The sequence below is a fragment of the Pseudomonas sp. LBUM1649 genome, assembly GCF_059716155.1.
This window is the reverse complement of the sequence record NZ_CP166807.1, coordinates 1,790,876-1,813,893: the sequence shown is the minus strand read 5'-3', so window position 1 is coordinate 1,813,893 and position 23,018 is coordinate 1,790,876. Positions and strand designations below refer to the sequence as shown.

The window sequence follows — 23,018 nt, the reverse complement described above, 5'->3', positions numbered from 1 at the left end:
AAAAGCCAGCAATGACCTGAGGCTACTTGCGGAGTCAGTCCGCCCGACCTCGGAACCAGCCGCTTTCGGACAATCGAAGCATTTTACAGCTTAATGACGCTTTTACTAATGGATGTAGACAAGCAGTGGTTAAAGGAAAACACATTTTTCGACATGCGCTGCAGTCAACCAGGATACGTGGAACGCATGGATGTGCGCTTGATAAACCATCCCAGGAAGGGGCCAATCAACATTCCAAGCAGAAGCGCAGAAAGCACCGCCAGTGAAACGGGTACCTGCGGTCCTGACCAGCCAAGGAATAGCAAGGAAATAGACTGCTGGTTCTCGAGCACGAACGCGAGAATCGCCAAGACCAGCAACAGGACGAAGACAGCGAGCACTACACGCTTCAAGTTACGCATTGCCAACTCCTAGAAAAGCAAAGGTTGTCAAACCCCCTCCTCCTCATCCTCATTCACCCGATCCCGCAGCTCCTTCCCCGGCTTGAAATGCGGTACGAACTTGCCATCCAGGCTAACAGACTGACCGGTCTTCGGATTACGCCCTACCCGCGGCGCTCGGTAGTGCAGTGAGAAGCTGCCGAACCCACGGATCTCGATACGATCGCCGGTGGCCAGGCATTGGGACATTTGCTCAAGCATGGTCTTGATGGCCAGCTCCACATCCTTTGATGAGAGCAGCCCTTGATGGGTGACAATTCGTTCGATCAACTCCGACTTCGTCATATTTTTCCCTTCTTTTTCAAGCAGCTAGGTCAGCGCTTCAAAGGTTTTAGCACGCCCGGGCGAATTTGAACAGCCCCATCCTGTACCCTGTTTTTTCTCCTTTATCTGCAGATCACCAGCATCGTCCGCGTGAGAAAGCCCGCAGGATTGAAGCCGAAGAGAAATTCTTCCTCTTCCCTGGCGTCATCGGACCTTGCCACGACTTTGTAGCCTGCACCTTTGCATTCTTTAACTGCGCGCTTTTGACACCTCTCCCATCCCGACCCCAGCCCTGAGCAATCGATCTCGATACCACTGACCCCACGCACGGCATGCGTTCTTGCATGAGTGGTACAACCCGCCAATGCCAGTACCGCCATCACGACAACGAGCCTTTTCATTCACATCCTTATGCCGGGCGCGATGCCCGACCGTCGTTTACCCCAAGCTAAGACTAGCTGCAAATAAGCGATTGATCCTGCTAAGGAAAGAGACAGTTTAACGAGGTAATGTTTCGTGGCTCGAGCGCAGAAGATCACGCCTAAGGGACATGGACCAAATTTCATACACAAAAAAGGGCGACCGAAGTCGCCCTTTTTTTTACAGAAAGTCAGAACTTAGTTCTGTTTTTCCGCTTGTGCAGCACGCAGCAGGTCACCCAGGGTGGTGGCTACTGGAGCGTCACCAGCTACTGGCTTGTCGCGCAGGCTCTGGATAGCTTCTTTCTCGTCTTCAACGTCTTTCGACTTGATCGAGAGCTGGATTACGCGGCTCTTGCGATCAACGCTGATGATCTTGGCTTCTACTTCTTCGCCTTCTTTCAGAACGTTGCGCGCGTCTTCAACGCGGTCACGGCTGATTTCGGAGGCTTTCAGAGTCGCTTCGATATCGTCGGCCAGGGTGATGATGGCGCCTTTGGCGTCAACTTCTTTCACGATGCCCTTAACGATTGCGCCTTTGTCGTTCTCTTGAACGTACTCGGAGAACGGATCGCTTTCCAGTTGCTTGATACCCAGGGAGATGCGCTCGCGCTCTGGGTCAACCGACAGGATAACGGTGTCCAGCTCGTCGCCCTTCTTGAAACGACGAACGGCTTCTTCGCCCACTTCGTTCCAGGAGATGTCGGACAGGTGAACCAGGCCGTCGATGCCGCCGTCCAGACCAATGAAGATACCGAAATCGGTGATCGACTTGATGGTGCCGGAGATTTTATCGCCCTTGTTGAACTGGCCAGAGAAATCTTCCCATGGGTTAGATTTGCACTGCTTGATGCCCAGGGAGATACGACGACGCTCTTCGTCGATGTCCAGAACCATAACTTCCACTTCGTCGCCGACTTGTACGACTTTCGAAGGGTGGATGTTCTTGTTGGTCCAGTCCATTTCGGAAACGTGTACCAGGCCTTCAACGCCTTCTTCCAGCTCAGCGAAGCAGCCGTAGTCGGTCAGGTTGGTTACACGAGCGGTAACGCGAGTGCTTTCTGGGTAACGGGCTTTGATAGCAACCCATGGATCTTCGCCCAGTTGCTTGAGGCCCAGGGAAACACGATTGCGCTCGCGATCGTACTTCAGAACCTTGACATCGATCTCGTCGCCAACGTTGACGATTTCGGAAGGATGCTTGATACGCTTCCAAGCCATGTCGGTAATGTGCAGCAGGCCATCGACGCCACCCAGATCGACGAATGCGCCGTAATCGGTGAGGTTCTTGACGATACCTTTGACTTGTTGGCCTTCCTGCAGGGATTCCAGCAGAGCTTCGCGCTCGGCGGAGTTCTCGGCTTCCAGGACGCTACGACGGGAAACGACAACGTTGTTGCGCTTCTGGTCCAGCTTGATGACCTTGAATTCCAGCTCTTTGCCTTCCAGGTGCGTGGTGTCGCGCACTGGACGGACGTCAACCAGAGAACCTGGCAGGAACGCACGGATGCCGTTAACGTCGACAGTGAAGCCGCCTTTAACCTTACCGTTGATAACGCCCTTGACCACTTCTTCGGCTGCGAAGGCAGCTTCCAGAACAATCCAGCATTCAGCGCGCTTGGCTTTTTCACGGGACAGCTTGGTTTCGCCAAAGCCGTCTTCTACCGAGTCCAGCGCAACGTGAACTTCGTCACCGACGTTGATAGTCAGGTCGCCAGCGTCGTTGTAGAACTGCTCAAGCGGGATGAGTGCTTCAGACTTCAGGCCAGCGTGAACGGTTACCCAGCGAGCTTGGTAATCGATATCAACGATAACACCGGTGATGATGGAGCCTGCCTGAAGGTTCAGGGTTTTTAGGCTTTCTTCAAAGAGTTCCGCAAAGCTTTCGCTCATTTTAATTCCTGTTGATGAGGGCGAAGAATACGCCCATCTCCACACCCCAGACGGTGTGGGTTAGTTTCATTTAAAAGAAGCGCCACAGGACTATGACTGGTCCCCTACGGCCTTCTTTATCACCCGGCGATATCGCGGATGGCGATCTCGCTCATGATGCGTTCCAGCACCTGGTCGATGGATAATTCCGTGGAATCCAGCTGTATGGCGTCAGCCGCCGGCTTGAGCGGGGCTACCGCTCGCTGGGTGTCACGCTCATCGCGTTCACGTATCTCATCTAGCAGACTCGACAGACTAACACCCTCGACTTTGCCCTTCAACTGCAAATATCGACGACGTGCCCGTTCCTCGGCACTGGCGGTCAGGAAAATCTTTAGCGGCGCATCCGGAAAAACCACGGTGCCCATGTCGCGACCATCGGCCACCAGGCCTGGCGCTTCCTGGAAAGCGCGCTGGCGCTGCAGCAGCGCCTCGCGCACCGCGGGCAATGCAGCCACCTGGGAGGCACCCGAGCCGACGCTTTCGGTACGGATCACATCGCTGACTTCGTCACCTTCCAGGATGATGCGCTGCAGCTGACCTTCGGTCGCCGCGATGAACTGCACATCCAGATGAGCGGCCAGTTTCTTCAGCAGCTCTTCATTGGTCAGGTCGACGCCGTGGTTGTGGGCGGCGAATGCCAGCAGGCGGTACAACGCACCGGAATCCAGCAGGTTCCAGCCCAGGCGCCTGGCCAGGATCCCGGCTATGGTGCCTTTGCCCGAGCCGCTTGGCCCATCGATGGTGATGACCGGTGCAATGCTCTTCACGACTGAGCCTCTTGGGCAACGCTGATACCCACCTGCGCGCACAGCGCGAGGAAGTTGGGGAACGAGGTGGCGACGTTGGCGCAGTCATGGATGCGAATCGGTGCAGTGGCGCGCAGTGAGGCAACGCTGAAGGCCATGGCAATCCGGTGGTCGCCGTGACCGTGCACTTCACCGCCACCGATCGAGCCGCCATCGATGATGATGCCATCCGGGGTCGGCTCACACTTGACGCCAAGCGCCAGCAAGCCATCGGCCATGACCTGGATACGGTCCGACTCCTTGACCCGCAGCTCTTCGGCGCCACGCAAAATGGTACGACCCTCGGCGCAGGCAGCCGCGACGAACAATACCGGGAACTCGTCGATCGCCAATGGAACCAGCGCCTCGGGAATCTCGATACCCTTGAGTTTAGCTGCACGTACACGCAGGTCAGCCACCGGCTCACCGCCGACTTCACGCTGGTTTTCCAGGGTGATGTCAGCGCCCATCAGGCGCAGGATGTCGATCACACCGGTGCGGGTCGGGTTGATGCCGACATGCTCCAGTACCAGCTCCGATCCTTCAGCGATGGATGCGGCCACCAGGAAGAACGCCGACGACGAGATGTCGCCCGGCACTTCGATGTGGGTCGCCGTCAGCTTGCTGCCGGACTCGACCGATGCGGTTGCACCGTTGACGCTGACCGGGTAGCCGAAGCCGCGCAGCATGCGCTCGGTATGGTCGCGAGTCGGTGCAGGCTCGGTGACGGTGGTCTTGCCTTCGGCGTACAGACCCGCCAGCAGCAGGCAGGATTTAACCTGGGCACTGGCCATCGGCATGGTGTAGGTCAGGCCCTTGAGCTTGTTGCCACCACGAATGATCATCGGCGGACGGCCTTCAGCGGCGGTCTCGATCACGGCGCCCATTTCACGCAGCGGATTGGCCACGCGATTCATCGGGCGCTTGGACAGCGAAGCGTCGCCGGTCAGCGTGCTGTCGAAGTTCTGCGCCGCCAGCAGGCCGGACAACAGGCGCATCGAGGTGCCGGAGTTGCCCAGGTAGATCGGGCCCGGTGCTGGCTTGAGGCCATGCAGGCCGACACCGTGAATGGTCACACGACCATGGTGCGGGCCTTCGATGACCACGCCCATGTCACGGAACGCCTGCAGGGTCGCCAGGGCGTCTTCACCCTCGAGGAAGCCTTCGACTTCGGTGACGCCTTCGGCCAGGGAGCCCAGCATGATCGAACGGTGGGAAATCGACTTGTCACCTGGTACGCGAATCCGACCGGACAGGCGGCCACCAGGTTGAGCCAGGAAAATCAGATCGTTGGAATTCATAGCGTCCACATAGGCCCGACGGGCCAGGATTTTACTGAAATGCTCGCGGGCAACCCGGGCGCGCGTGAAAACGCCCAACAATTGGTGCCCATCCCCTGCATCGACCGCGTCGCGCAAGGCGTCGAGGTCGCTGCGAAATGTATCGAGTGTGCGCAGGACAGCTTCGCGGTTAGCGAGGAAGATGTCATGCCACATGACCGGGTCGCTCCCGGCGATTCTTGTGAAATCGCGGAAACCGCCCGCAGCGTAACGGAAGATCTCAAGATTTTCATTGCGCTTGGCCAGCGAATCGACCAGGCCGAATGCCAGCAAGTGCGGCAGATGGCTGGTGGCCGCCAACACTTCGTCGTGCCGTTCGACCTGCATGTGCTCGACATCGGCGCCCAGTTCGCGCCACAGGCGATCGACCACGGCCAAGGCTTGCGGATCGGTCTGCTCCAGCGGTGTCAGGATCACTTTGTGACGACGGAACAGGTCGGCATTGGAGGCTTCCACCCCGCTCTGCTCGGAACCGGCGATCGGATGCCCCGGCACGAAACGCGCCGGCATGCCACCAAAGGCTTCGCTCGCCGCGCGTACGACATTGCCCTTGGCGCTGCCGACGTCAGTCAGAATCGCTTGCCCCAGATCCATGCCGGCCAAACGGCCAAGCATTTTTTCCATGGCGAGGATCGGTACGGCCAGCTGGATCACGTCGGCACCCTGGCAAGCAACTGCCAGGTCCTCTTCGCAGCGATCCACCACACCCAGGTCAACCGCCAGCTTGCGCGATTGCGGGTCGAGGTCGACCCCAACCACTTCGCGGCACAGGCCACTTTCGCGCAAACCCTTGGCAAACGAACCGCCGATCAACCCCAGACCGACCACCACCAGGCGTCCGATCATAGGTTCAGCAGATTGCAGTGCAGTGACATCAACCACGGGCCAGAACCTTGGTCAGCGCCTCGAGGAAGCGGCTGTTTTCCGCCGGCAGACCGATGGTGATGCGCAAGTGGTTCGGCATGCCGTAGTTGGCCACCGGACGCACGATCACGCCTTCGCGCAGCAAACCCTGGAACACCGAAGCCGCTTCGCGCCCCAGATCAACGCAGATGAAATTGCCTTTGGACGGAATCCAGCTCAGCCCCAGCTCGCGGAAACCCGCTTCCAGTTGCTGCATGCCCGACTCGTTCAGACGACGACTTTCAGCCAGGTATTCGGCGTCTTGCAGCGCAGCACAAGCAGCGGCCAAGGCCAGGCTGTTGACGTTGAACGGTTGGCGCACGCGGTTCAGCACATCGGCGACCACCGCGGTAGACAAGCCATAGCCAACGCGCAATGCCGCCAAGCCGTAAGCCTTGGAGAACGTGCGCGACACCAGCAGGTTCGGGTAAGCCGCCAGGAAGTCCAGACCGTCCGGCAAGTCGCTGCCTTCGGCGTATTCGATGTAGGCCTCGTCCAGCACCACCAGCACGTGCTCCGGCACATCCTGGAGGAATTCGTCCAGCGCCTCGGTATCGAACCAGGTTCCGGTCGGGTTGTTCGGGTTGGCGATGAACACGACGCGGGTATTGGCGTCGATGGCCGCCAGCATCGCAGGCAGGTCATGCCCCCAATTCTTGGCCGGAATGACTTTGGCCTGGGCGCCGACGGCCTGGGTCACGATCGGGTAGACCGCAAACGCATGCTCGCTGAACACCGCATTCAGGCCCGGTGCCAGGTAGGCGCGGGCGACCAGTTCCAGAATGTCGTTGGAACCATTGCCCAACGTCACCTGGTTCAGCTCGACGCGACACTGTTCGGCCAGCAGGGTCTTGAGTGCAAAGCCGTTGCCGTCGGGATAACGGGTCAGTTCGGCCAGCGCATCACGGATGGCGGCCAGGGCCTTGGGGCTCGCGCCCAGCGGGTTTTCGTTGCTTGCCAGCTTGACGATGCTGGCTGGATCGAGATTCAACTCACGCGCCAGTTCGTCCACGGGCTTGCCCGGAACGTAAGGCGAAAGTTGTTGCACGCCCGGCTGTGCCAGAGCGAGAAAATTGCCACTCATTTGCTACCGCCCCTTAGAGAACTGCTTTCGGGTAGGAACCCAGCACTTTGAGTGCTACTGCTTCCTGACTGATCTTTTCCAGCACACCCTTGATCAGCGGATCACGGTGGTGGCCGACGAAGTCGATGAAGAACACGTAGGTCCATTTACCGCTGCGCGACGGACGGGTCTCGATTCGCGTCAGGTCGATGCCGTTGTCGTGGAACGGCACCAGCAATTCGTGCAGCGCGCCCGGCTTGTTGCTCATCGAGACGATGATCGAGGTCTTGTCGTCGCCGGTCGGCGGCACCTCCTGGTTACCGATCATGAGGAAGCGCGTGGAGTTATCCGGACGGTCCTCGATTTTCTCGGCCAGGCGGGTCAGCCCGTAGAGGCCGGCCGCCATGTCGCCGGCAATCGCCGCCGAGTTCCACTCACCCTTGACCCGCTTGGCCGCTTCGGCGTTGCTGGACACCGCCACGCGCTCGACATTCGGGTAATGGGCGTCCAGCCACTTGCGGCACTGGGCCAGGGACTGGGCGTGGGAGTAGATGCGGCTGATGCTGTCGGTCTTGGTGTTTTCACCGACCAACAGGTGATGGTGAATTCGCAGCTCGACTTCACCACAGATCACCATGTCGTGCTCAAGGAAGCTGTCGAGGGTGTGGTTGACCGCGCCTTCGGTGGAGTTTTCCACCGGGACCACGCCAAAGTTCACCGCACCGGCCGCCACTTCGCGGAACACTTCGTCGATGGCCGCCATCGGCTTGCTGATCACGGCGTGACCGAAGTGCTTCATCGCAGCGGCTTGAGTAAAGGTGCCTTCAGGGCCGAGGTACGCCACTTTCAGCGGCTGCTCGAGGGCCAGGCACGAGGACATGATTTCGCGGAACAGCCGCGCCATCTCTTCGTTGCCCAGCGGCCCCTGGTTGCGCTCCATGACACGCTTGAGCACCTGAGCTTCGCGCTCAGGACGATAGAACACCGGCACTTCGCCTTCGGCCAGCGAGGCCATCTTTACTCGCGCAACTTCCTGGGCGCAGCGTGCACGCTCGCTGATCAGCTCCATGACCTTGGTGTCCAGGGCGTCAATGCGAACGCGCAGTGCCTTGAGTTCTTGCTCAGACATTAGCCGTGTTCCTTCTCGAACTCTGCCATGTACGAAACCAGTGCGTTGACCGCAACGATGTCGACGGCGTTATAGATGGAGGCGCGCATGCCACCCACAGAACGGTGGCCCTTGAGGTTCAGCAAGCCACGCTCGTCGGCGCCAGCCAGGAACGGCTTGTCCAGACGGTCGTCCGCCAGGCGGAACGGTACGTTCATCCACGAGCGGTCCGACTTGTTGATCGGGTTGCTGTAGAGGCCGCTGGCGTCGATGAAGTCGTACAGCGTGCGCTGCTTGACGTCATTGAGTTTGCCGATGGCCTCGACACCGCCCTGCTCCTTGAGCCACTCGAACACCAGGCCGGACAGGTACCAGGCCAGGGTCGGCGGGGTGTTGTACATCGAACCGTTGTCGGCCGCGACCTTGTAGTTGAGCATGGTCGGGCACAGGGAACGGGCGTGACCCAGCAGGTCTTCACGCACGATGTTGACCACAATGCCGCTCGGGCCGATGTTCTTCTGGGCGCCGGCGTAGATCATGCCGAAGCGCGAGACATCCACCGGACGCGAGAGGATGTCCGAAGACATGTCGGCCACCAATGGCACATCACCGGTTTCAGGAATCCACTGGAATTCCAGGCCGCCGATGGTTTCGTTCGGCGCGTAGTGAACGTAGGCCGCGTCCTTGGACAGCTGCCATTCGTTCTGGCCAGGAATGGCGAAATAGTCGTAGGGCTTGGCGGTGGCGGCAACATTGACGTGGCCGAAGCGCGACGCTTCTTCGATGGCTTTCTGCGACCAGATACCGGTGTCGATATAGTCGGCGGTGCCGCTTTCAGGCAACAGGTTCAGAGGAATCTGAGCAAATTGCTGGCTGGCGCCACCTTGCAGGAACAGCACTTTATAGTTCGAGGGGATATTCAGCAGATCACGCAGATCCTGCTCGGCCTTGGTGGCGATGGACACGAACTCATCACTTCGATGGCTCATTTCCATGACCGACAGGCCCTTGCCGTGCCAGTCGAGGAGTTCACCCTGGGCGCGCTGCAGGACGGCTTCGGGAAGCGCCGCAGGACCGGCACAGAAGTTATAGGCTCTCTTGCTCACATCCAATCTCGCTCTGATTTGGTGGTAGTCACGCAATAAATCACAACATCAATCGACACCGGGTCCCTGCCGAAGCAGAAAACCTGTGGGAGCGAGCCTGCTCGCGAATGCATCACCGCGGTGTTTCAGAGGTACCGCGGCGCCTGCATTCGCGAGCAGGCTCGCTCCCACAAGGGATCTCCCTGGATATCGACATTTTCCGTTCGGACAAACAACAAGGGGGCGAATTTTCATCCGCCCCCTGCTTACCCGCTTATTCCTGTGGTTCTTCGTCAGCGGCGGCGTCGAGTTGCTGGTCCTCAACGATGTCGTCGATCACGACATTGCCTTCGAACACAGCACCTTCTTCACCTTCAAGCTCTTCACCCTCGACTTCCGACGGCTCCTGGACCCGCTCCAGACCGACCAGCGTTTCATCGTTGGCCAGCTTGATCAGGGTCACACCCTGGGTGTTACGACCCAGGCTCGACACTTCGTCGACACGGGTACGCACCAGGGTGCCCTGGTCGGAAATCAGCATGATTTCCTCGCCATCGAGCACCTGGACCGCACCGACCAGACGGCCGTTGCGCTCGTTGCTGACCATGGCAATAACGCCCTGGCCGCCACGCTTGTACTCCGGGAACTCGGTGATCGCGGTGCGTTTGCCGTAGCCACGCGCCGAAGCGGTGAGGATCTCGCTGCCTTCTTCCGGGATCAGCATGGAAATCAGCTTCTGCCCTTCCGGCAGACGCATGCCGCGCACACCGCGGGCGGTACGGCCCATGGCGCGAACGTCGGATTCCTTGAAGCGCGTGACCTTGCCACCGTCGGAGAACAGCATGACTTCGCGCTCGCCATCGGTAATGGCCGCGGAAATCAGCACGTCGCCTTCGTCCAGCTCCAGCGCGATCAGGCCGACGCTGCGTTGACGGCTGAAGGATTCCAGCGGGGTCTTCTTCACGGTGCCGTTGGCGGTGGCCATGAAGATAAAGTGACCTTCGGTGTATTCCTCGACCGGCAGCATGGTAGTGATGTATTCACCGTCATCCAGCGGCAACAGGTTGACCAGCGGACGACCACGGGCGGCACGGGACGCTTCCGGGATTTCGTAGGTTTTCAGCCAGTAGACCTTGCCCTTGCTGGAGAACAGCAGCAGCGTGGTGTGACTGTTGGCAACCAGCAGGTGAGCGATGTAGTCCTCATCCTTGACGCCGGTCGCCGATTTGCCTTTACCGCCACGACGCTGAGCCTGGTACGCAGCCAGCGGCTGGGTCTTGGCGTAGCCACCGTGGGAAATGGTCACGACGCGCTCTTCCTCCGGGATCATGTCACCCAGGGTCAGGTCGAGACGGGCATCGAGGATTTCGGTACGACGCACGTCGCCGTATTCGGCACGGATCACTTCCAGCTCTTCGCGGATCACTTCCATCAGGCGCGTGGCGCTGTTGAGGATGCGGATCAGCTCGCCGATCTGGTTGAGGATCTCTTGATACTCGGCCAGCAGTTTTTCGTGTTCCAGACCGGTCAGGCGGTGCAGACGCAGTTCCAGGATGGCTTGCGCCTGTTCTGGCGACAGGAAGTACTTGCCGTCGCGCAGACCGTATTGCGGATCGAGGTTTTCCGGACGGCACGAGTCGGCACCGGCACGCTCCACCATCGCCACCACCGCCGAGGACTCCCAAGGGGTGCTGACCAGCGCTTCCTTGGCTTCCGACGGGGTCGGCGAGGCCTTGATCAGGGCGATGACCGGGTCGATGTTCGACAGGGCAACCGCTTGACCTTCGAGGATGTGTCCACGCTCGCGCGCCTTGCGCAGTTCGAACACGGTACGGCGGGTGACGACTTCGCGACGGTGACGGACGAAGGCTTCCAGCAGGTCCTTGAGGTTCAGGATCCGTGGACGGCCGTCGATCAGCGCGACGATGTTGATGCCGAACACCGCTTGCAGCTGGGTCTGGGCGTAGAGGTTGTTGAGGATCACCTCAGGCACTTCGCCGCGACGGAGTTCGATCACGACGCGCATACCGTCCTTGTCGGACTCGTCGCGCAGCTCGGTGATGCCTTCGAGCTTCTTCTCTTTGACCAGCTCGGCGATCTTCTCGATCAGACGAGCCTTGTTCAGCTGGTAAGGGAGTTCGGTGATGACGATCTGCTGGCGACCACCTACCTTGTCGATGTCTTCGATCATCGAGCGGGCGCGCATGTAAATGCGTCCGCGACCGGTGCGGTAGGCTTCGATGATGCCGGCACGACCATTGATGATCGCGGCGGTCGGGAAGTCCGGACCGGGGATGTACTGCATCAGCTCGTCGACGGTCAGCTCGGGGTTGTCGATGAGCGCCAGGCAACCGTCGATGACTTCACCGAGGTTGTGCGGCGGAATGTTGGTGGCCATGCCCACGGCGATACCGCTGGAGCCGTTGACCAGCAGGTTGGGAATACGGGTCGGCATGACCGCCGGGATCATTTCGGTGCCGTCGTAGTTCGGCACCCAGTCCACGGTTTCTTTATGCAGGTCAGCCAGCAGCTCGTGCGCCAGCTTGGTCATGCGCACTTCGGTGTATCGCATGGCCGCGGCGTTGTCGCCGTCCACCGAACCGAAGTTGCCCTGGCCGTCTACCAGCAGGTAGCGCAGGGAGAATGGCTGCGCCATCCGAACGATGGTGTCGTACACCGCGGTATCACCGTGCGGGTGATACTTACCGATTACGTCACCGACAACACGGGCAGATTTCTTGTACGGCTTGTTGAAGTCGTTGCCCAGCTCGCTCATCGCGAACAGCACGCGCCGGTGCACGGGCTTCAAGCCATCGCGCGCATCCGGCAGTGCCCGCCCGACAATTACGCTCATCGCGTAGTCGAGATAGGACTGCTTCAGCTCGTCTTCGATATTGACCGGGAGGATTTCTTTGGCCAGTTCGCCCATGAGAAGCCTGATTCCTTTTTCTGGTGAAACTTCGTCACATCCATATGGGACGAACGAAGCTCGCCGCTGCAGGCTGAGTGCCGTGCACCGACTTACGACAAATCAACGAGTTATGCCATGGATCTGCGCAGTGAAGGTCGCCCCGCGAGGCAACCTTGGAAACCGCCGAATGTTATCACAAGAGCCGCCACGCACCTATCCCCCTGATGCGCATGGAGCATAGTTAGTTGACCGATGACAGGCTTGAAGGGGGCGAGAGGGGCTTAGAGCCGTGTTGAATGGAGAACCAGGGTCAGATTCGAGCTGTTTTACTGCTTTCAGGACCCCTTCGCGAGCAGGCTCGCTCCCACAGTGGTTCTTCATTGCGCAGCCAATTGCGGTCACACCTCGATTACTGTGGGAGCGAGCCTGCTCGCGAAGGCGATTTAACAGACACCAGAGGTCATCAATGCAGGCGCTTGCGGCACATCAACTGGGTCATCTTCGCCGTATCCGGACGTTCAACGATGCCTTTTTCGGTGACGATCGCATCGATCAGGTCCGCCGGGGTCACATCGAACACCGGGTTGAACGCATCGACATCGGCCCCGAGCCGCTGGCCACCCACCTCCAGTAACTCGCGCCCATCTCGCTCCTCGAGCACAATGTCGTCGCCACTGGCCAGGTTCATGTCGATGGTCGAACTCGGCGCCACCACCATGAAGCGCACGCCATGGTGCATGGCATTGACGGCCAGCTGATAGGTGCCGATCTTGTTGGCCACGTCGCCATTGGCGGTGATGCGGTCCGCGCCGACGATGACCCAGGTGACACCCTTGATCTTCATGATGTGCGCAGCGGCGGAGTCGGCATGAAGGGTCACCGGAATGCCTTCGTTGGCCAGTTCCCATGCCGTCAGTCGCGAGCCTTGCAGCCATGGACGGGTTTCGCCGGCATACACGCGCTCGACCATGCCCTCGATGAAGGCGCCGCGAATCACGCCCAGCGCCGTGCCGAAGCCACCGGTGGCCAGCGCGCCGGTGTTGCAGTGGGTCAGGATCGCCTGGGCGTTGCCCTGGTGCTTGCGGATCAGGTCGACGCCCAGTTGCGCCATGGTCAGGTTGGCTTCGCGGTCGCTTTCGTGAATGGCAAGGGCCTCGGCTTCCAGCACGGACAAGGGGTCCGCGTGCTTTTTCAGGCGCGCCAGGCGCTCGCGCATGCGACCCAGCGCCCAGAACAGGTTGACCGCGGTCGGACGGGAGTCGGCGAGCAGCGCGAAATCCTCTTCCAGCGCTGCCTGCCAGTGGCCGCCCTCGGCAAACCGCGCGCGCGCTGCCAGCACAACGCCATAGGCGGCACTGATACCAATGGCCGGCGCGCCGCGCACCACCATTGAGCGAATGGCCTCGGCCACGCTCGCCGCGCTGGTGCAGGCGATCCAGGTTTCCTCGAACGGCAAAACACGCTGATCCAGCAGGTACAGGGCGCCATCACGCCAATCGATGGCCTTTACCTTCTCAGCAGCCAACAGTCGATCGCGCATCCCACACCCCGCAGTCAGAAACAAAAGCCGCCGATTATAGCGATCCCCCGGCGAAGACGCTCGGGTATACTTCGCCATCCTTTACAAAAGCCCTGGAACCGATCCTCGATGCCGAACACTGCCGTTGCGCTCGATCTGTTGTTGCTGCCGACCTGGCTGGTACCCGTCGAACCCGCTGGCGTCGTGCTCAAGGATCATGGCCTGGGCATCCGTGACGGGCGCATCGCGTTCATCGGTCCTCGCAGCGCCGCCCTGCAGTTTAACGCAACCGAAGTGCGCGAATTGCCGGACACCCTGCTCAGCCCCGGCCTGATCAATGCCCATGGGCATGCGGCAATGACTCTGTTCCGTGGCCTGGCCGACGATCTGCCGCTGATGACCTGGCTGGAAAACCACATCTGGCCGGCCGAAGCCAAGTGGGTCGACGAGGATTTCGTCCGCGACGGCACCGACCTGGCCATCGCCGAGCAGCTCAAGGGCGGCATCACCTGCTTCTCTGACATGTATTTCTTCCCGAAGGTTGTCAGCGAGCGCGTGCACAACAGCGGCATTCGCGCACAAATCGCGATTCCGATCCTCGACTTCCCGATCCCGGGCGCCAGCACGGCGGACGAGGCGATTCGCCAGGGTGTCGAGCTGTTTGGCGACCTCAAGCATCACGAACGCATCAAAATCACCTTCGGCCCCCATGCACCCTACACCGTGGGCGATGAAAACCTGGAAAAAATCCGGGTGATCGCCGAAGAGCTGGACGCGTCGATCCACATGCACGTACATGAAACCGCCTTCGAAGTGCAGCAAGCGCTCGAACAGCAGGGTGAACGGCCGCTGGCCCGCCTGGCGCGCCTGGGCCTGCTGGGGCCGCGCTTCCAGGCGGTGCATATGACCCAGATCAGCGAGGAAGACCTGGCGCTGCTGGTAGAAAGCAACACCCATGTCATTCACTGCCCGGAGTCAAACCTGAAGCTGGCCAGCGGTTTCTGCCCGGTGGAGCGCTTGTGGCAGGCAGGGGTCAACGTGGCCATCGGCACCGACGGCGCCGCCAGCAACAATGACCTGGACCTGCTCGGCGAAACCCGCACCGCCGCCCTGCTGGCCAAGGCCGTCGCGGGCTCGGCCACCGCGCTGGACGCCCACAGTGCCCTGCGCATGGCCACCCTCAACGGTGCCCGCGCACTGGGGATCGAAGCCGAGGTGGGCTCGCTGGAATTGGGCAAGGCCGCCGACATCGTGGCGTTCGACCTCTCGGGCCTGGCCCAGCAACCGATCTACGATCCGGTTTCGCAGCTTATATATGCGTCCAGCCGCGATTGCGTGAAACACCTTTGGGTCGCGGGCAAGCAACTGCTCGACGACCGTCGCCTGACGCGCCTGGATGAACAGCAACTCGTCGCCACCGCCAAGGCCTGGGGCCAGCGCATCAGCGGCCGCAAAGAATCGTAAGCCCCCCGGACCCGACACCGGGGCTACAGGATTTTTCAAGTTTTAGAGGACTTAAACCATGAGCAACGTCGACTACGCCGAAATCGCCAAATTCGAAGCCCTGGCCCATCGCTGGTGGGACCGCGAAAGCGAATTCAAACCGCTGCACGACATCAATCCGCTGCGCGTCAACTGGATTGACGAGCGCGTCAACCTGGCCGGCAAGAAAGTCCTCGACGTCGGTTGCGGCGGCGGCATCCTCAGTGAAGCCATGGCCCAGCGCGGCGCAACCGTGACCGGCATCGACATGGGTGAAGCGCCACTGGCGGTGGCACAACTGCATCAGCTGGAATCGGGCGTGAACGTCGAGTACCGGCAGATCACCGCCGAGGCCCTGGCCGAGGAAATGCCGGAACAGTTCGACGTGGTCACCTGCCTGGAAATGCTCGAGCACGTACCGGACCCGTCCTCGGTGATCCGCGCCTGCTTTCGCATGGTCAAGCCGGGCGGCCAGGTGTTCTTCTCCACTATCAACCGCAACCCGAAGGCTTACCTGTTCGCCATCGTCGGTGCCGAATACATCATGAAGCTGTTGCCACGCGGCACCCATGACTTCAAGAAGTTCATCCGCCCTTCCGAGCTCGGCGCCTGGAGCCGCATGGCCGGCCTGACCGTCAAGGACATCATCGGCCTGACCTACAATCCGTTGACCAAGCATTACAAACTGGCGTCCGACGTGGACGTCAACTACATGATCCAGACCCTGCGCGAGGAGTAAGCCGATGCGTATCAGAGCGGTTCTTTTCGACATGGACGGCACCCTGCTCGACACCGCGCCGGACTTCATTGCGATTTGCCAGGCGATGCGTGCCGACCGTGGTCTGCCGCCGATCAACGACAAGCACATCCGCGACGAAATCTCCGGCGGCGCCAAGGCGATGGTCGCGGCGACCTTCTCCATGGACCCGGAATCACCAGGTTTCGAGGCGTTGCGCCTGGAGTTCCTCGAGCGCTACCTGGTGGGCTGCGCGGTTCACAGCAAACTGTTCGACGGCATGGGCGAACTGCTGGCCGACATCGAGAAGGCCAACCTGATCTGGGGCGTGGTCACCAACAAGCCGCTGCGTTTCGCCGAGCCGATCATGCAGCAGCTGGGGCTGGCCAAGCGCTCGGCACTGCTGATCTGCCCGGATCACGTGAAGAACAGCAAGCCCGACCCGGAGCCATTGATCCTCGCCTGCAAGATGCTCGACCTCGACCCGGCCAGCGTGCTGTTCGTGGGCGATGACCTGCGCGATATCGAATCGGGGCGCGATGCCGGCACCAGGACGGCCGCCGTGACGTTCGGCTACATCCACCCGGACGATAATCCGCGGCATTGGGGGGCGGATGTGGTAGTCGATCATCCGCTGGAGTTGCGCAAGGTGCTTGATAGCGCCCTGTGTGGCTGCTGACCGCTTTTGTAGGAGCGAGCCTGCTCGCGAAAAACGCCCGGACAACGCGATCACTCAGGCAGCACGCGTTATCGTTGACGTCCATCGCGAGCATGCTCGCTCCTACAGGGATCGCGCTTGACCTGAAGAATTTTCGTTGAGGTTTTTTATGTTTGATTATTCCGCCCGCCCCGATCTGCTCAAGGACCGGGTCATCCTGATCACCGGCGCTGGTCGTGGCATTGGTGCTGCCGCCGCCAAAACCTATGCCGCCCATGGCGCCACCGTCCTGTTGCTGGGCAAGACCGAAGCCAACCTGACCCAGGTCTACGACGACATCGAAGCCGCCGGCCATCCGCAACCGGCCGTGATCCCATTCAACCTGGAAACCGCCCTGCCCCATCAATACGATGAGCTGGCTGCAATGATCGAAAGCGAATTCGGCCACCTGGATGGCTTGCTGCACAACGCGTCGATCATCGGTCCGCGCACCCCGATCGAACAGCTGTCCGGCGAAAACTTCATGCGCGTCATGCAGGTCAACGTCAACGCCATGTTCATGTTGACCAGCACCCTGTTACCACTGCTCAAGCTGTCCCAGGATGCCTCGGTGGTGTTCACCTCCAGCAGCGTCGGGCGCAAGGGTCGCGCGTATTGGGGCGCCTACGGTGTCTCGAAATTCGCCACCGAAGGCCTGATGCAAACCCTGGCCGACGAAGTCGACAGCGTTGCGCCGGTCCGCTCCAACAGCATCAACCCGGGGGCCACTCGCACCAGCATGCGCGCGCAGGCATACCCAGGAGAAAACCCGCTGAACAATCCAACGCCAGAGGAGATCATGCCGGCCTACCTCTACCTGATGGGCCCGGACAGTACCGGTATCAACGGCCAGGCATTCAACGCCCAGTAGTACCGTACGTCGCTTTTGTGCCGCGTCGACTTCCCGACGCGGCACTGCAACGAGAGCGCACTTTTAGTCAAACAACCGTCGCACTTTTTCTCTCGCCAATCTTGTCGCTTATCAACATATTGATTCAGAACGATTTTTACTAAAAATCAGGTAAGTGGCACGACTTTCGCTCAGCATTTTCCCGGACTAGCTGTGCAAAAGCGAAGGGTGCGAGGCCAAATTGCAGATTACTAATCTGCGATAAAGCAGATTAAGCTTGTACGAAATGTCCTATGGGACTGACGGACCAGTATGACGCGCAGCCTAGAGCCGCTCGCACCCAGCTTGTAAGACAGCCTTACTGCTCAAGGGCGCACGCCATATGAAATCACCTTCCCAGACCAACGCAATTGACTTTGATAGCGCCAAATTGCAACGCCTGGGCTTTGGTCAGCAGCCACCGATTCTGGAGAGGCCTGTCAGCCTTGCGCAGCTGCGCCAGCAATTGAACCTGCAGCTGCAAACCAGCCTTGAACCGCAACGGATACTTGGGCTGTTCTACCGCGAAATCCAGCGACTCGTACCGCTTGATGCCTTGAGTTACCAGCACAAGAGCAGTGACTTGCGCCTGGAATTCGGCCTGCGAGGCCACCACTCGATCAGCTACAGCCTGAGCCACGAAGGCGAACACCTGGGCGAACTGATCTTTCGCCGCAACCAGCGTTTCAGCGAACAGGAACAGGCCAACCTCGAGTCTCTACTGGCCGCGCTGCTCTACCCGATGCGCAATACCCTGCTGTACCGAGCTGCCACCCAAAGTGCGTTGCGTGATCCGCTGACGGACACCGGCAATCGCATCGCCATGGACCAGACGCTGCGGCGGGAAATCGAGTTGGCACGACGTCACATGCAACCCTTGTCCTTGTTGATGCTGGACATCGATCACTTCAAGCGGATCAACGACACCCATGGCCACAGCGCCGGCGATGACGTGCTCAAGGCGGTAGCCGCCTCGATCAAGAACCAGTTGCGCAACGTCGACATGGTGTTTCGCTACGGTGGCGAAGAGTTCCTGATCCTGCTGTCGAACACCAGCCGGGAAGCGGCGGCCCTGGTCGGCGAACGCCTGCGCAGCGCAGCGCAGACCGAGGATTACCCAGCCGATGGCTGCACGGTTGAGCTGACAGTCAGCCTCGGCTGCTCGACCCTGCTACCCGGAGAATCCGCCGAGAGCCTGTTGCGCAGGGCCGACAGCGCCCTGTACGTCGCCAAGCGCGAGGGGCGTAACCGCTTGACGATGGCGGGGTGATATCCCGATACGCCTTGTAGGAGCCAGAGGTGCGGCGATCCGATTTGCCAGCGAAGGCGGTCTTGAACATTGCGTTGGTCTTTCGGGCCCCATCGTCGGAACGCCGCCCGCAACAAGCCGGCTCCTACAGGGGGAAATGCGTACGGCTCCCGATCAGGCCGGCCGTTAGGCCGCCTCGCTTTTGCTTTGGCTTTTGATTTTCTTGCCATATCGAGAGGCTTCGTTCCGGTTCTGCGCAGTGGGTAACCCGGCATGGATCCCGGGTTAGCCGCGCTGGGCCAAGGATGGCCCATCGCGGCGTGCCCTGTAGGAGCGAGCATGCTCGCGAAAAACCTGAGAGCACCACGGGGTGTCAGGCTCCCCGCGTCATCGTTGACCTCCATCGCGAGCAGGCTCGCTCCTACAGGCTTTTCCAAGTGACTCGCCGTAAGGGTGAAACCATAAGTGGACGTTACCGCAGGAATGGATATGTACGCGGTCAACAAACAACAGGTCGGCTGTCAGGCCGCCATCGCGAGCAGGCTCGCTCCCACAGGGGATCGGGTACATCCGGTGGCGACTGGTCGGCTTTAAGGCCGCCATCGCTGCGACGCGGCGACCCGACAAGCCAGCTTCAGGATTTTCTCTTCGACCTACCGCACCACGCCGCGCAACTCACTCACCATGGCCTGCAACCTGGCCGGCTGCGCCGCTTCAACGGCCACCACCGGCCCCGCCACCAGCGTCACCCGCGACCACAACCGGCGAAACAGCCCCTTGCCCGGATCGCGGCTGAAGAAGCTCCCCCACAACCCCTGCAATGCCAGGGGAATGACCGGCACCGGGGTTTCTTCGAGAATGCGCTTGAGCCCGCCCTTGAACTCGTTGATCTCACCATCGGCGGTCAATTTGCCCTCGGGGAAGATGCACACCAACTCTCCGTTCTTCAGATATTGCGCGATGCGCGTGAAGGCCTTTTCGTAGATCTGGATGTCTTCCTGACGACCCGCGATCGGAATCGTCCCCGCGGTGCGAAAGATGAAATTGAGCACCGGCAAGTCATAGATCTTGTAGTACATCACGAAGCGGATCGGCCGACGCACCGCACCGCCAATCAGCAACGCATCGACGAACGACACGTGATTGCACACCAGCAACGCCGCCCCCTCATCGGGAATCATGTCCAGGTTGCGATGCTCCACGCGGTACATGGAATGGCTGAGCAGCCAGATCATGAAACGCATGGTGAACTCGGGAACGATCCTGAAGATGTAGGTGTTGACGCCGATGTTTAGCAACGACACCACCAGGAACAACTGCGGGATCGAAAGTTTGGCCATGCTCAGCAGGATGATCGAGACGACCGCCGACACCACCATGAACAGCGCGTTGAGAATGTTGTTGGCGGCGATCACCCGGGCCCGTTCGTTCTCGGCGGTGCGTGACTGGATCAGGGCATACAGCGGCACAATGTAGAAACCGCCGAACACCCCCAGGCCGAGGATGTCGAGCAACACCAGCCAGGCGTGGCCAAAACCGAGGATCTCGAGCCAGCCATGGCCCAGGGCATTGTCTGGAATCCCGCCGGAATGCCACCACAGCAACAGGCCGAAAACCGTGAGGCCGAACGAGCCGAACGGCACCAGACCGATTTCGACTTTACGCCCGGAGAGCTTTTCGCAGAGCATCGAACCCACGGCGATACCAACCGAGAACACCGTCAGGATCAAGGTCACGACGGTTTCGTCGCCGTGCATCCATTCCTTGGCATAGGCGGGGATCTGCGTGAGGTAAATCGCCCCGACAAACCAGAACCATGAGTTGCCGACAATCGAACGCGACACCGCCGGGGTCTGTCCAAGGCCCAGTTTCAGCGTGGCCAAGGACTGGCTGAAAATGTTCCAGTTCAGACGCATCTCCGGCGAGGCCGCCGCCGCCCGCGGAATGCTGCGGCTGGCCAGGTAACCGAGTACGGCGATAGCGATGATCGCGGTGGAAACGACCGGCGCGTAATGACTGGAAGACATCATGATGCCGGCGCCGATGGTCCCGGCCAGAATCGCCAGGAAGGTGCCCATTTCCACCAGTCCGTTGCCACCCACCAGTTCGTCTTCATGCAGGGCCTGGGGCAGGATCGAGTACTTCACCGGCCCGAACAGCGCCGAGTGCGTCCCCATGGCGAACAGCGCCAGCAACATCAACCACAGGTGATCGAACAGGAAGCCCACCGCGCCCACCGCCATGATGGCGATCTCCCCGAGCTTGATCAGGCGAATCAGCGCGTCCTTGGCGAACTTCTCGCCGAACTGCCCGGCCAGCGCCGAGAACAGGAAAAACGGCAGGATGAACAGCAGCGCACACAGGTTGACCCAGATCGAACGGTCGCCTTCGATCGACAGCTTGTACAAGATGGCGAGGATCAACGACTGCTTGAAGATGTTGTCGTTGAACGCCCCGAGGGACTGGGTCACGAAGAACGGCAGGAAACGCCGGGTGCGCAGCAAGGTGAACTGTGAAGGGTGACTCATCTTCCATGTGTCCCTGAAGCTTATGAGTGGGTAGCGAGTGGCGTGGATACAGTGCTTGGAATGTCGCACGTCGATCCAGGCCACACATTACCTAATCTTTGCCGGTTATTTCTTTAATCCTGCAATGCACGGCGAGACAAACAGCTCGCCGCGCCAGGCACCTTGCACCGTACGCTTGGCGACGATCAGCCACATCACGATCAGCAGGCTCACCAGCACACAACCAAGGACACTGAAAAACGTCAGGTGCAGTGTGCTGGCCAGTTTCAACGTTGCCAGAGAATAGACGCCCAACGGAAAGGTAAAACCCCACCAGCCGAGATTGAAAGGAATGCCGGCGCGCAGATAACGCAGGGTGATCAGCACGGCCATCAACATCCACCACAGGCCAAAGCCCCATAGCGTGATCCCGGCGACCAGACCCAGCCCCGCAGCAATTTCACCGACGCCCGACAAACCGTTGGCGGCAAAAATGACCGGCGCATCGGCGCCCAACAGCAACATGCCGAGTGCACCGGTACCAATCGGCCCGAGTGCCAGCCAGCTCGAAGCGGCCATGTTTTCGTGGGGCAGTTTATGCAGTGCCATGCGCAGCAGCAGAATCGTCAGGATGCTGAACGCCACCGGCAGGGAAAAGGCCCAGAGCACGTAGCTGGTCACCAGCACCACCAATTGCCCATGGGCATCGGTGAGATGCGGCGCCAGCAAGCCACCGCTGGCGGCCGCCACTTCCGCCGCCACCACCGGCAGCAGCCATACCGCGGTCATCTGATCGATGCTGTGCTCCTGGCGAGTGAACATCAGGAAGGGAATCAGCACCCCGCACGCCACAGACATCGCCACATCCAGCCACCACAAGGCCTCGGCCAGGTGAATCACGCCGTCGCCCCAGCGCGGCAAGCCGAACAGCACAAAGCCGTTGATGATGGTCGCCAGACCCATGGGGATCGTGCCGAAAAACATCGAAACCGTGGAGTGGCCGAAAATCCGCCGCGCCTCATCGAAAAACATCGCCCAGCGCGCCGTGTACAGCACCGTGAACAACAGGAATAGAAAGATATTGAACAGCCAAAGGGCTTCGGCAATGGCGTGCAGAACAGGATTGGCAACGGGCAATTGCACCAGCGCCAGGGCCAGCACCCCGGTGCCCATGGTGGCGGCGAACCAGTTAGGGGTGAACTGGCGGATGACCTCGCGCGGGTGCTGCAAATGGCTGAACGGTTTGAGACCGGGTTTGATGGTGTTGGGGCATGTCATGGCGAACTCCTGTCCTCAAGTGAGGTAGAGCCCATGTTAGATCCGGATCGAATATCGATATAACGGGTAATATCTCTAACTGTTATCTATTTTACAGATGACAACCACGACACCGGAAAGTGTCAATGCGGCGACGGTCGCGCCGCCTATCAGGTTCGAGGTCGAGCCGGTGGCCGTGCGCACCAACGAAGGCGCCAGGGACGCGTAAAAACCACCGAGCGCACAGATCGGGGTGTTGAGGGACAGTGCTCGCCACAAGGTCGAGCGCGCTTGAAGCGGCACGTGCAGTCGCCATGCCGGTGGCAAAGCCTTGCAAGACACCCCGCCACGCCACGACCTTGGTCGACACTGACTAACCCCTGCCATCGTGCGAGACTGTCTGTCCGGGCGGGAGGCCCGGGTGTCTTT

Annotated in this window: 18 protein-coding genes and 1 pseudogene; 5 read left to right on the top strand and 14 right to left on the bottom strand. The window is 60.2% G+C overall.

Annotated features, from left to right (window positions below):
- Positions 1–164: 164 nt before the first annotated feature.
- The 11 genes from ACA058_RS08385 to mtnA all read right to left on the bottom strand — a co-directional run bounded on the left by ACA058_RS08385 (position 165) and on the right by mtnA (position 13,793).
- Positions 165–401 carry a lipopolysaccharide assembly protein LapA domain-containing protein gene (locus ACA058_RS08385; protein ID WP_497638668.1) on the bottom strand — a complete coding sequence of 79 codons (237 nt, stop codon included), beginning with the start codon at positions 399–401 and terminating at the stop codon, positions 165–167.
- Positions 402–428: 27 nt separating this feature from the next.
- Complete coding sequence (ihfB, locus tag ACA058_RS08380; protein ID WP_003218804.1) at positions 429–725, bottom strand: integration host factor subunit beta; 297 nt, start codon at positions 723–725, stop codon at positions 429–431.
- Positions 726–826: 101 nt separating this feature from the next.
- Positions 827–1,105 (bottom strand): hypothetical protein, encoded by a 279-nt coding sequence (locus tag ACA058_RS08375; RefSeq protein WP_497638667.1) that lies wholly within the window; start codon positions 1,103–1,105, stop codon positions 827–829.
- Positions 1,106–1,321: 216 nt separating this feature from the next.
- A complete protein-coding gene (gene rpsA / locus ACA058_RS08370; protein ID WP_008065216.1) occupies positions 1,322–3,016 on the bottom strand; it encodes a 30S ribosomal protein S1 in 1,695 nt (564 codons plus the stop codon).
- Between the two features lie 119 nt (positions 3,017–3,135).
- A complete protein-coding gene (gene cmk / locus ACA058_RS08365) occupies positions 3,136–3,825 on the bottom strand; it encodes a (d)CMP kinase (RefSeq protein WP_497638666.1) in 690 nt (229 codons plus the stop codon).
- Positions 3,822–6,029, bottom strand: coding sequence for a bifunctional prephenate dehydrogenase/3-phosphoshikimate 1-carboxyvinyltransferase (locus ACA058_RS08360; RefSeq protein WP_497639880.1), 2,208 nt, complete (start codon positions 6,027–6,029; stop codon positions 3,822–3,824). Before ACA058_RS08360 ends, cmk begins: the two co-directional genes overlap by 4 nt.
- 28 nt (positions 6,030–6,057) lie before the next feature.
- Positions 6,058–7,170: a histidinol-phosphate transaminase gene (hisC, locus tag ACA058_RS08355; protein ID WP_497638665.1), complete on the bottom strand. Its 1,113-nt coding sequence runs from the start codon at positions 7,168–7,170 to the stop codon at positions 6,058–6,060.
- 13 nt (positions 7,171–7,183) lie between these two features.
- A complete protein-coding gene (gene pheA / locus ACA058_RS08350) occupies positions 7,184–8,278 on the bottom strand; it encodes a prephenate dehydratase (protein WP_007908404.1) in 1,095 nt (364 codons plus the stop codon).
- A complete protein-coding gene (serC, locus tag ACA058_RS08345; protein ID WP_497638664.1) occupies positions 8,278–9,363 on the bottom strand; it encodes a 3-phosphoserine/phosphohydroxythreonine transaminase in 1,086 nt (361 codons plus the stop codon). Before serC ends, pheA begins: the two co-directional genes overlap by 1 nt.
- A gap of 253 nt (positions 9,364–9,616) precedes the next feature.
- On the bottom strand, positions 9,617–12,271 hold the full coding sequence (gene gyrA, locus ACA058_RS08340) for a DNA gyrase subunit A (protein WP_497638663.1): 2,655 nt from the start codon (positions 12,269–12,271) through the stop codon (positions 9,617–9,619).
- 445 nt (positions 12,272–12,716) lie between these two features.
- Complete coding sequence (gene mtnA, locus ACA058_RS08335) at positions 12,717–13,793, bottom strand: S-methyl-5-thioribose-1-phosphate isomerase (RefSeq protein WP_497638662.1); 1,077 nt, start codon at positions 13,791–13,793, stop codon at positions 12,717–12,719.
- Between the two features lie 108 nt (positions 13,794–13,901).
- Between mtnA and ACA058_RS08330 the strand changes: the two genes are divergently transcribed.
- The 5 genes from ACA058_RS08330 (at position 13,902) to ACA058_RS08310 (ending at position 18,846) form a co-directional block, all read left to right on the top strand.
- Positions 13,902–15,236 (top strand): TRZ/ATZ family hydrolase, encoded by a 1,335-nt coding sequence (locus ACA058_RS08330; protein WP_497638661.1) that lies wholly within the window; start codon positions 13,902–13,904, stop codon positions 15,234–15,236.
- Between the two features lie 58 nt (positions 15,237–15,294).
- Positions 15,295–15,993 carry a bifunctional 2-polyprenyl-6-hydroxyphenol methylase/3-demethylubiquinol 3-O-methyltransferase UbiG gene (ubiG, locus tag ACA058_RS08325; protein WP_008065228.1) on the top strand — a complete coding sequence of 233 codons (699 nt, stop codon included), beginning with the start codon at positions 15,295–15,297 and terminating at the stop codon, positions 15,991–15,993.
- A gap of 4 nt (positions 15,994–15,997) precedes the next feature.
- The gene (gene mupP, locus ACA058_RS08320; RefSeq protein WP_497638660.1) at positions 15,998–16,669 is read left to right on the top strand and encodes an N-acetylmuramic acid 6-phosphate phosphatase MupP; all 672 of its coding nucleotides are present in this window, start codon (positions 15,998–16,000) and stop codon (positions 16,667–16,669) included.
- A 148-nt stretch (positions 16,670–16,817) separates the two neighbouring features.
- Positions 16,818–17,558: a YciK family oxidoreductase gene (locus tag ACA058_RS08315; protein ID WP_497638659.1), complete on the top strand. Its 741-nt coding sequence runs from the start codon at positions 16,818–16,820 to the stop codon at positions 17,556–17,558.
- A 361-nt stretch (positions 17,559–17,919) separates the two neighbouring features.
- Positions 17,920–18,846, top strand: coding sequence for a GGDEF domain-containing protein (locus ACA058_RS08310; protein ID WP_497638658.1), 927 nt, complete (start codon positions 17,920–17,922; stop codon positions 18,844–18,846).
- Between the two features lie 632 nt (positions 18,847–19,478).
- Here ACA058_RS08310 and ACA058_RS08305 read toward each other — a convergent pair.
- The 3 genes and pseudogenes from ACA058_RS08305 to ACA058_RS08295 form a co-directional block, all read right to left on the bottom strand.
- A complete protein-coding gene (locus ACA058_RS08305) occupies positions 19,479–21,353 on the bottom strand; it encodes an MFS transporter (RefSeq protein WP_497638657.1) in 1,875 nt (624 codons plus the stop codon).
- A gap of 105 nt (positions 21,354–21,458) precedes the next feature.
- Complete coding sequence (locus ACA058_RS08300) at positions 21,459–22,610, bottom strand: TDT family transporter (RefSeq protein ID WP_497638656.1); 1,152 nt, start codon at positions 22,608–22,610, stop codon at positions 21,459–21,461.
- 99 nt (positions 22,611–22,709) lie between these two features.
- Positions 22,710–22,901, bottom strand: a pseudogene (locus tag ACA058_RS08295) (MFS transporter); the annotation flags it as partial.
- Positions 22,902–23,018 lie beyond the last annotated feature (117 nt).

Excerpts from the sequence above, each read along its gene's own strand:
- ACA058_RS08385 (WP_497638668.1), bottom strand. The coding sequence starts at position 401 with ATGCGTAACTTGAAGCGTGTAGTGCTCGCTGTCTTCGTCCTGTTGCTG.
- ihfB (WP_003218804.1), bottom strand. The coding sequence starts at position 725 with ATGACGAAGTCGGAGTTGATCGAACGAATTGTCACCCATCAAGGGCTG.
- ACA058_RS08375 (WP_497638667.1), bottom strand. The coding sequence starts at position 1,105 with ATGAAAAGGCTCGTTGTCGTGATGGCGGTACTGGCATTGGCGGGTTGT.
- rpsA (WP_008065216.1), bottom strand. The coding sequence starts at position 3,016 with ATGAGCGAAAGCTTTGCGGAACTCTTTGAAGAAAGCCTAAAAACCCTG.
- ACA058_RS08360 (WP_497639880.1), bottom strand. The coding sequence starts at position 6,029 with ATGATCGGACGCCTGGTGGTGGTCGGTCTGGGGTTGATCGGCGGTTCG.
- hisC (WP_497638665.1), bottom strand. The coding sequence starts at position 7,170 with ATGAGTGGCAATTTTCTCGCTCTGGCACAGCCGGGCGTGCAACAACTT.
- pheA (WP_007908404.1), bottom strand. The coding sequence starts at position 8,278 with ATGTCTGAGCAAGAACTCAAGGCACTGCGCGTTCGCATTGACGCCCTG.
- gyrA (WP_497638663.1), bottom strand. The coding sequence starts at position 12,271 with ATGGGCGAACTGGCCAAAGAAATCCTCCCGGTCAATATCGAAGACGAG.
- mtnA (WP_497638662.1), bottom strand. The coding sequence starts at position 13,793 with ATGCGCGATCGACTGTTGGCTGCTGAGAAGGTAAAGGCCATCGATTGG.
- ACA058_RS08330 (WP_497638661.1), top strand. The coding sequence starts at position 13,902 with ATGCCGAACACTGCCGTTGCGCTCGATCTGTTGTTGCTGCCGACCTGG.
- ubiG (WP_008065228.1), top strand. The coding sequence starts at position 15,295 with ATGAGCAACGTCGACTACGCCGAAATCGCCAAATTCGAAGCCCTGGCC.
- mupP (WP_497638660.1), top strand. The coding sequence starts at position 15,998 with ATGCGTATCAGAGCGGTTCTTTTCGACATGGACGGCACCCTGCTCGAC.
- ACA058_RS08315 (WP_497638659.1), top strand. The coding sequence starts at position 16,818 with ATGTTTGATTATTCCGCCCGCCCCGATCTGCTCAAGGACCGGGTCATC.
- ACA058_RS08310 (WP_497638658.1), top strand. The coding sequence starts at position 17,920 with ATGAAATCACCTTCCCAGACCAACGCAATTGACTTTGATAGCGCCAAA.
- ACA058_RS08305 (WP_497638657.1), bottom strand. The coding sequence starts at position 21,353 with ATGAGTCACCCTTCACAGTTCACCTTGCTGCGCACCCGGCGTTTCCTG.
- ACA058_RS08300 (WP_497638656.1), bottom strand. The coding sequence starts at position 22,610 with ATGACATGCCCCAACACCATCAAACCCGGTCTCAAACCGTTCAGCCAT.